Below are 8,478 nucleotides of genomic sequence, written 5' to 3'. Positions count from 1 at the left end.
CCTTCTGCAACACCTTTTAGACGCAACACGGTCGAGCGGGCCATCAACAAGCTGGAGCAGTGCCGGGCCGTGGCCACTTGCTACGACGAGCGCGGGGGGCGTCTTCCTCGGCACAGTCCCTGCCGCAGCCCTCGTCATCTGGCCCCGGTCATCGGCAGCTTCAGCGGTCTGGAAATCGGGACACACCGACCAGGACGGTTCCAGCGAGGAAGAGCCCAGCGCCCACTGCCATGAGCGAAAAAAGCGCGTTCCCTGACGGGGTGAAGGCGAAGGCACCGAAGAAACAACAGAGACCGCTCCCCGTCAGCACCTGACCAAGTCCATGAGGCACAGGGCGCAGGACCCGGGCTCGCTCCCAGGGATGGATCCACCCGGTGAGAAGCTCGACCACACCACTTATCGCTACCGCCAGAGCAAACGCGATGAACGCCCCCAGCACCACATAGTGCATCCCGCCTCCTGGCGGCCATCGTGGCACACCAGCACGTCGGGACGGGAGTCCTGCCGCCCGCAGAAGCGGTGAAGCGGCCATCTGCTGAGCCCCTTGAATGCCCGACCTCCCGTGATCGCCCGGACAAGTCCTAAGCGGCATCAGGGACGAGCCGACTCGTGACCCCCTGGGCGCACAAGCGCTCGTAGGCATCCCGCACGTCCTGGGGGACCTCCTGGCTGATCACGAAGCCCTGCGCGGGGTAGATCAGCAGGCGCTGAAGCGCTCCGACCAGCATGTCGACGACCAGGCGGGCGTCGCCGATCGAGTCGATGTAGTCGGCCAGGGTCATGGGGCCTGACGCATTGACGAACTCGACGTCCGGCCACAGCTTGCGCGCCGTGGCGTAGGCCCGTCGCTCCTCGTACGGCTTGCTCACCAACGGCACGGACGACACTGGGACGCCGTGCTCCTCCAGCAGTGCTCGTGAGAAGCGGATGTTCTCCCCGGTGTTCCGGGCTCGCGGTTCCACGAGGATGGCGTCGCTGGGAACGCCCAGTTCGATGGCGCGCTCGCGGTAGTGCTCGGCTTCTCCGCGGGGCATCCGCTCACGGGTCGTTCGGCTGGTGGCTCCGGTGAAAACGATCAGGGGCGCCATGCCTTGCCAGTACAGCTCGGCGGTCACGTCGGCCACGCCCAGGTCGTGACTGCCCAGGCCGATGGCGACGGAACACGGCCGGGACTGTGGCTCATGAGCTGATAGTCCCAGAGAAGTTGGGCGTCCTTCATGACCGCGTCCGGCTGAGTCATGCGCCGGCCTTCGACTGTGCCGAGTCCGGGACCTTGAAGTCGTACTCCCACGCGAACCGCGACGCTGCGTGGACGCCTACGGCGAAATCGACCACGGTCCCGTCCGCCGTGTACGTGGTCCGGTGGGGCTCCATGACGGGTTCGCCTGCTGGCAGTTGGAGGAGCTTGACTTCCTCAGCCGTCTGGATGCGCGCGAACAGGGACTCCTTCATGTGGTCGATCTCGTACCCCGCGTCGTACAGCACCTTGTACCCGCCACCCCTGCCAGCCGGTCCGGGAGTCGGGTCCACGAGCCGCGTCCCCTCCACGTGCTCCGGGCGGTAGTAGCTGGTGAGAGTGTGCGTGGGCTGCTCGCCTTCCTTGACCAGGCGGGCGCGGGCGTAGATCTGGGAGTCGGGCTCCACTCCCAGCTTCTCGGCGACGAGAGGCGACGCCGTCACGCGGCTGACCGTCTGGGTCTGCTCGTTGCGGCGATACGCGCGACCGGACGCTACGCGGTCCGCGATGAACGCGACTTCGTCCCCGTCTCGCCACTTCGCCTTGTCGTACCGCGCGATACCCAGACGCTTCAGCGGGGTCTGCTCTCGCACCACCGTGCCGTGTCCGCGGGAGGACGTGACGAGACCTTCTGCCTCGCCTCCAAGATCTGGGCTCGCTTCTCCATCTACCTGCGCCGTGAGGTCGCCAAGCGCGCCGGCCTCTCGCAGCGCGCCTTCCGAGACCACGCCCGCGTCTCCTTCGCCAAGGTCGCCGATTACCAACGCCGTGGGGCCATCCACTTCCACGCCGTTGTCCGCCCCGACGGCCCCGGCGGCGGCGACACCTCGCCCCCGGCCTGGGCCACTGCCGATCTCCTTGCCGATGCCATCCGCGCCGCCTCGGCTGCCGCCGACGTCCCCGGCCCGGTCATCGACGGACGCGCCCACACCTTCGCCCTCGGCACCCAGCTCGACATCCGACCGATCCGCTCCGCCGACCTCGACGGCGGTACCGAACTCACCGACCGAGCCGTCGCTGCCTACATCGCCAAGTACGCCACCAAGGGCGCCGAGACAGCGACCGGCACCCTCGACCCGGTCAGCAAAGCTTTCCGAGTGGCTGCCGTAAAGCTTTCCGAGTGGCTGCCGTACTGGCTCGACAACATCATCAAGCCGCGTCGGAAGAGGACCACGGCCGCCAAGTACGAGGTGCACGTCCGGCTGTACCTCGTGCCGATGATCGGCTCCAAGCGGCTGGAATCCCTCAGCGTCGCCGACGTCCGCCGCTTCCTCGTCCAGGTGGCGAAGAACACCAGCGCCGCCACGGCCAAGGAGTCGCATCGCGTTCTGCGCACCGCCCTCACCGCGGCCTGCCGTGAGGAGCCGGGGAGCCGGAACGTCGCGACGCTCGTCGAGCCGCCGAACGTTACCGCCCGGGAGCTCTCCCCCTGGTCGCTCGACGAGACACTCGGCTTCCTCGCCGCCGCCCGGAAAGACCCCCTGTATGCCGCCTGCGTGCTCGCCATCGCCCTCGGGTTCCGCCATGGGACGGCGGCCCTGCTCACCGCCGCCGGCGTCGCTCCCCGCGTCGTCATGGAGGTCCTCGGACACAGCCAGATCGCGGTGACGATGAACGTGTACACCCCGTCGTCCAGGACACCCAACGCGACGCCATCAGCCACATGGACCGGCTGCTCAGGAGGCGTCCCTGGTCGTGAGTGACCGCACCCGTTGATGTCAGAAGTAGATGTCAAAGGCCCCTCGCCATGATCGGCGAGGGGCCTTTGCACTGGTGGGCGCGGACGGTTTCGAACCGCCGACATCTGCTTTGTAAGAGCAGCGCTCTACCCCTGAGCTACGCACCCGTGGAAGAGGCAACAGCCTACATGGCGCATGGGTGGGTGCCGCAAACCGATACCTCCCGGTGGGGGGGTAGCCCCACCCCCGGGACGGTGGGTCGCCGGATCGTGACGGCGGGTGGTGGGGTCGTACGGTCGGGGGACTGTCCGCGTTTCTGGGTTTCTTGTGGGGGTCTCGGCGTCATGGCTGCTGTACGTCGTCCGTTCCGTGTGCTGCTCGCCTCCGGTGGAGTGCTGATCGCCTCTCTCGCGCTTGCCGGGTGCGGCTCGACCGATGTCGAGGGGGCGCCCGTGGAGCGGAAGACGTTCGCCTTCGGCGGCAACGCGCTCACCGTCGACTCCGACGACTCCGAGCTCGTGATCACGCCCGCCGACATCGACGACGTGCGCGTCGAGCGGCAGGTCGACGGGTGGGTGTTCATGGGGTCGGGGCCCGAGCCCGAGTGGAAGCTCGTCGACGGGAAGCTGACCCTGCGGGTCAACTGCGACGGTGTCTCCTCCAACTGTGACGCCGTCCACCGGATCCAGGTCCCCCGCAACGTCGCCGTCACCGTCGAGAACGACAACGGGCGCGTCACCGCCGAGGGCTTCGCCACCCCGATGAAGGTGCGCTCCGACAACGGGGACGTGCGCGTGCGCAAGGCCGGCGGAGCGCTGGACCTGGGCACCGAGAACGGTGACGTCACCGTCGAGCCCGGGGCCACCGCGCCCGAGGTCGTCGCCCGGTCCGACAACGGCGACGTACGCGTCGCCCTGGGCTCCGTCCCCCGCCGCGTCGACGTCGTCACCGACAACGGCGACGTCCACGTCTCCGTCCCCACCGCCGAGTACGAGGTGACCGGCGCCAGCGACAACGGCGACGTCCGGATCGACGTCCCCCGCCGCGACAAGAGCGAGCACTCCGTGAGCGTCCGCAGCGACAACGGTGACGTCTCCGTCCTCACGGCGAACTGACCGGCCCGTGTGTTCGTCCTTACCGGGTGGGAGAATGAACCGGACCGGGCACGGCGGACACAGCACGGGAGAGGTACGTGGCGGCGAGCGACGCGAGGGGGGCGAGCGGCGTCCGGCGTCGTGACGCGCCAAGCCGGGGGCAGACCCGATCCGAAGGCGGCGCGCGGCCGGGGATGTCCGGGCTTCGGCTCGCCCTCGCCCTTCCGCTGCTCGTCGGCGCGATGCTGCCGCACGCCTTCGCCGGCGGCGGCACCCGCCGCTGGTTCGGCGGACGCGGTGAGAGCCAGCGCGCCGAGGCACAGGCGGCCAAGGACGCCGCCGCCTCCGCCTTCTACGAGCTCGACACCGCCCAGCGCGGGCTCCGCATCTCCATCGAGACCATCACCGCCGTCGCCGGCTCCCCCGAGACGCGCCGCGCCGTCGAGGGCTTCGAGGCCCTCGGGCGCCGTATCGACGAGGTCAGCCACACGTACATCAGCGCCGTCGACGCCCACGACCTCGACCGGGACGAGCTCGACGCCGCGACCGCCGGCCGGGCCCGCGCCGAACTGACCCGCGCCAAGGACGAGCTGGACCGTGTGAAGGGCGAGCTCGACCGGTTCGAGGCGGGGCTCGCCCCGCTGCTCGGACAGGCCGAGACCCAGCTCGCCCGCCTCGCGCCCGCCGTCGAGCGGGCCCGGCAGGCCCTGCGCGGCGCGAGCGGCGCCCTCGACTCCGTGCGGGAGAGCGGGCTGCGGGCCGACGACCTCGCCGCGCGGCTCGCCGCCCTCGGGCCCGAACTCACCCGGCTCAACGAGGGCGCCGGCCGGCACGGCGTGCCCGAGACCCTGCAGCGCGCCGACAAGGTGCTGCGCGACGCCGAGGCCGTACGGACCGAGGCCGAGCGGCTGCCCGAGCGGGCCGCGGAGATCGACCGGCGCCTCGTCTCCCTCCGTACCCGCACCGAGGCCCTCACCACACGCACCGGGGGCGTCGAACCGATCCTCTCGGAGCTGCGGCGGCGCTTCACCGCGCCCTGCTGGCAGGACCTCCAGCACGTGCCCGAGCAGGCCGCCACCACGCTGCGGCAGGCCGAGGAACGGCTGGCCGAGGCCGGAAAGGCGCGTGCCGAGCAGCGCTGGCCGGACGCGACCTCGCTGCTGTCCACCGTCCGCGCGCTGCTCGACTCCACCGACGAGGCCGTCTCCGCCGCCGGCGACCGGTTGCGCCGCCTCGACGCGGTCGCCAGGGACCCGAAGGCGGAGATCGACCGGGCCAGGTTCGCGGTACGGGACGCCCAGCGCCTCGCGATGGCCGGGCGCAGCACCCCCGACCCGCGCCACGCCCGGCCCCTCGACGAGGCCGTCGCCCGGATCGACCGGGCGGTCGACACCCTGGAGGGCCGCCACCCGGACTACTGGCACTTCCTGACCGAGCTGGAGGCCGTACGGGCCACGGCCGCGCACGTCGTCGGCCGGATCAGGGAGGAACGGGGCGCCACCGGGCACTGAGCCGGGGGCGGGGCCCGGGGGTCGCCCGGCAGGGCCGCGGGGCTGAGGCCAGGGCCCTGAGGCGGGTGTGGGTGCGGCCCGGCGGCCGGGTCCCCTGCCCGTGTCCGCCGACAGGGCCTAGCCTGTTCCCATGCCTCGTTATGAATTCCGCTGCCGGACCTGCGGCGACACCTTTGTACTCAGCCGGCCCATGGCCGAGTCCTCCGACCCGGCCTCCTGCCCCGCCGGGCACGACGACACCGTGAAGCTGCTGTCGGCCGTGGCCGTCGGCGGCTCCGCCTCCGCCGCCCCCGCGCCGAGCGGTGGCGGGGGTGGCGGAGGCTGCTGCGGTGGCGGTTGCTGCAGCTGATCCCGGCCGGCTAGACGGCTGCCGCCGCCCTGAAGCGGCGCAGGATCTCCTCCCCCGCCGCGACCCCGCGTTCGGCGAGGACGTCGAGGTGGGGGGCCGTCCAGTCGCTGTCGGCCAGTTCGCCGTGGCCCGGGCGCCATGCCCGGTCCGCGGCGAGCAGCAGGTCCGCGTCGAGGAGCGAGTCGCCGGCGGCCAGGGTGAGCGAGGCGCCGGTGCGGCGGGCGACCTCGCGGACGGCCGCGCTCTTGGTGAGCGGCTTCGGTACGGCGTACACCTTGCGGCCCTGGAGCGAGACCGTCCAGCCGCGCTCCCCCGCCCAGGCGCCGAAGCGCTCCAGCCAGTCCTCGGGCAGCCGTTCCCGCTCGACGACGAGGTAGGCGAACAGGTCCTCGGCGACGCGGTGCTTGCGTACCCAGGACAGGTCCGTGGTCGCGGTGAGGTAGGCGCGGACCTCGGAGAGCGGCGCGCACTCCTCGGCGAGCCTGCGCACCACGGAGGCGTGCCAGTCGGCGTCGGTGACGCCGTCGACGAGGATGTGCCCGCCGTTGGCGCAGATCGCGTACTTCGGTGCGCTGCCGGGGAGTTGGATGCGCTGGTACTGCTTGCGCGTCCGGGTGGTGGTGGGGACGAAGAAAGCTTCGTCGGTCAGTCGCTCCAGGAGTCCCGCCGCGTGCTCGGTCATGTACGAGAGCGGCTTGGACTCGTGGACCTCGACGCAGAGCAGCCGGGGCGCCTGGGCGTCGGGCATGCCGAGGGCGAGGGCCGCGGACGAGTAGATGAGGGTGCGGTCGAGGTCGCTCGCGACCAGGACGGGGGCGGGGCCCGCGGTCGGGGCCGGGATCGGTGCCTGGACCGGAGTCGGGGCCTGGGCCGGAATCGGGGCCTTCGTCGTAGTCGTCACGCTCGTGGTCGTACCCGTCGTCTCGGTCGTACTACCGGTCGCGGTCGCCGTACTCGCCGTATGCGTCCCGCTCGTCCCTCTCTTCGTACTCACGGGGACACCACCGCCTTGCCGTCGGCGCCCGTCGCGCCCCTCGTGTACTGAGGGTGGATCAGACCGACGCAGCTGTACGGGAGTTCGTCGACCTCCTCGACCGGTACGCCGCGCTGCTCGGCGAGCAGCCGGACGTGCGCGAGGTCCGCCTCGGCGCCCCGCTTGGCGAGGATCTTCCAGGGGACTCGGCGGAGCAGGACGCGGGTGGTCTCGCCGACGCCCGGCTTGACCAGGTTGACGTCGTGGATGCCGTACTCCTCGCTGATCCGCTCCACGGCGGCCCAGCCCTCCCAGGTCGGGGTGCGGTCGGCGGCCAGCAGTTCCTTGACGTCGGCGTCGACGGCGGCGCCGACCTCGTCGAAGCGGGCGGCGACGGCGTCGAGGAAGGCGCGGGAGACATCCGCGCCGGCCAGCTCGCGGTAGAACTTGCCGCCGTGGAAGTCGTTCGGCCCGACCAGGTCGGCGCGGAGCACCGTACGGGAGATCAGGCCGGAGACCGTGGAGTTGAGGCAGGCGGAGGGGATGAGGAAGTCCTCGCGCGTGCCGTACGTACGGACGCAGGAGCCGGGGTCGGCGAGGACCGCGATCTCCGGGTCGAAGCCGGTGATGCCTTCCTCGGCCTCGAACTCCTTGATCGCGTCGGCGAGTTCACGGGTGATGGCGCCCTTGCCGGTCCAGCCGTCGACGAACACGACGTCGACCGGGTCGTGGTGGGCGGCGAGCCAGCGCAGCGCGTTGGCGTCGATGCCGCGGCCGCGCACGATGGAGACGGCGTAGTGGGGCAGGTCCAGGCCGTGGCGGGCCTGCGCCCAGCGGCGCATGAGGACGCCGACGGGGGTGCCGGCGCGGGCGAGCGAGACGAGGACGGGCCGGTGGCCGGGCCGCTCGCGCTCGGCGAGGACGGTCTCGGTGACGGTGCCGACGGCTCGGGCGATGCGGGCCGCCGAGGTCTCCAGGGCGGCGTGGAACAGCTCCTGGTAGCGGTCGCTCGGCTGGTACTCGACGGGGAGCGACTCGGCGTAGTGCGCACCGCCGCTCTGGATGGCCTCCTCGCGTTCCTCGGTGGGCGCCTCGAGCTCGACGTCCGAGAGGTCCTGGAGCAGCCAGCCGACCTCCTCGGGTGCGTACGAGGAGAAGGCGGGGCCGCGGAGGGGCTCGGGCAGCATGGAGCTCCTTTCGGGAGCTTCGGTGGCTTCGGTGACCTCGGGCGTGGCGTCGTACGGAACGTACGGCGAGGCCGTGGGCGTGTACGAGGGGACGACGGCGAGCACGACGCGCGGGATGTGCGCGGCGAGCTGGGCGAGCAGGCCGTCCGGGGCGTGCAGGGCCGGGGTGTCGGCGGTGGAGTCGACGACGAGGACGACGGCGTCGAAACCGGCGCCGGCCACGTTGTAGGCGTAGCGCTCGCCAGGGCCGTCGGCGGGGTCGTCGTGGGCGGGGAAGACGAGCCGGGTGCGTATCGCGTAGCCGGGGTCGTCGACGGCGAGGACGGGCGAGCGGGTGGTGGTGGAGTACCGGACGTCGTGCCCGGCGTCCTCCAGGGCGGTGCCGAGACGCAGGGGCGCGTACATCAGCTCCTCGAATCCGAGGACGAGGACGCGGGGCCCCGCGTCC

At 71.6% G+C, this 8,478-nt stretch carries 5 protein-coding genes, 1 tRNA gene and 4 pseudogenes; 5 read left to right on the top strand and 5 right to left on the bottom strand.

The window, feature by feature from the left end; translation table 11 throughout:
- Nucleotides 1-581: 581 nt before the first annotated feature.
- Together AOK00_RS28900 and AOK00_RS28895 are read right to left on the bottom strand one after the other, a co-directional pair.
- Nucleotides 582-1,240, bottom strand: a pseudogene (locus AOK00_RS28900) (YdcF family protein).
- Nucleotides 1,237-1,875: pseudogene (locus AOK00_RS28895) on the bottom strand (GntR family transcriptional regulator); the annotation flags it as partial. The pseudogenes AOK00_RS28895 and AOK00_RS28900, both read right to left, overlap by 4 nt.
- Here AOK00_RS28895 and AOK00_RS40765 point away from each other — a divergent pair.
- Both AOK00_RS40765 and AOK00_RS36465 read left to right on the top strand, forming a co-directional pair.
- A pseudogene (locus AOK00_RS40765) lies at nucleotides 1,876-2,358 on the top strand (replication initiator); the annotation flags it as partial.
- A gap of 3 nt (nucleotides 2,359-2,361) precedes the next feature.
- Nucleotides 2,362-2,936, top strand: a pseudogene (locus tag AOK00_RS36465) (hypothetical protein); the annotation flags it as partial.
- 72 nt (nucleotides 2,937-3,008) lie between these two features.
- Here AOK00_RS36465 and AOK00_RS28890 read toward each other — a convergent pair.
- Nucleotides 3,009-3,083: transfer RNA gene (locus AOK00_RS28890), tRNA-Val, on the bottom strand.
- A gap of 177 nt (nucleotides 3,084-3,260) precedes the next feature.
- Here AOK00_RS28890 and AOK00_RS28885 point away from each other — a divergent pair.
- The 3 genes from AOK00_RS28885 to AOK00_RS28875 all read left to right on the top strand — a co-directional run bounded on the left by AOK00_RS28885 (nucleotide 3,261) and on the right by AOK00_RS28875 (nucleotide 5,870).
- Entirely contained in the window at nucleotides 3,261-4,031 is a 771-nt protein-coding gene (locus AOK00_RS28885) for a DUF4097 family beta strand repeat-containing protein (RefSeq protein ID WP_055603184.1), read from the top strand.
- A 173-nt stretch (nucleotides 4,032-4,204) separates the two neighbouring features.
- Nucleotides 4,205-5,521 carry a hypothetical protein gene (locus AOK00_RS28880; RefSeq protein WP_063886681.1) on the top strand — a complete coding sequence of 439 codons (1,317 nt, stop codon included), beginning with the start codon at nucleotides 4,205-4,207 and terminating at the stop codon, nucleotides 5,519-5,521.
- A gap of 130 nt (nucleotides 5,522-5,651) precedes the next feature.
- On the top strand, nucleotides 5,652-5,870 hold the full coding sequence (locus AOK00_RS28875) for an FmdB family zinc ribbon protein (protein WP_055603182.1): 219 nt from the start codon (nucleotides 5,652-5,654) through the stop codon (nucleotides 5,868-5,870).
- A gap of 10 nt (nucleotides 5,871-5,880) precedes the next feature.
- On the opposite strand, the gene AOK00_RS28870 is transcribed toward AOK00_RS28875, so the two are convergent.
- Nucleotides 5,881-6,711: a hypothetical protein gene (locus tag AOK00_RS28870; RefSeq protein ID WP_055603187.1), complete on the bottom strand. Its 831-nt coding sequence runs from the start codon at nucleotides 6,709-6,711 to the stop codon at nucleotides 5,881-5,883.
- A 149-nt stretch (nucleotides 6,712-6,860) separates the two neighbouring features.
- Nucleotides 6,861-8,478 (bottom strand): cysteine protease StiP domain-containing protein (locus AOK00_RS28865; protein ID WP_173861661.1); only part of this gene is annotated, 1,618 nt, incomplete at its 5' end.

Source organism: Streptomyces aureus, from assembly GCF_001418135.1.
In the GTDB taxonomy this organism is placed as follows: domain Bacteria; phylum Actinomycetota; class Actinomycetes; order Streptomycetales; family Streptomycetaceae; genus Streptomyces; species Streptomyces aureus_A.
Note: the sequence above shows the minus strand (reverse complement) of the source record. Positions and strands in the feature narration are given on the sequence as shown.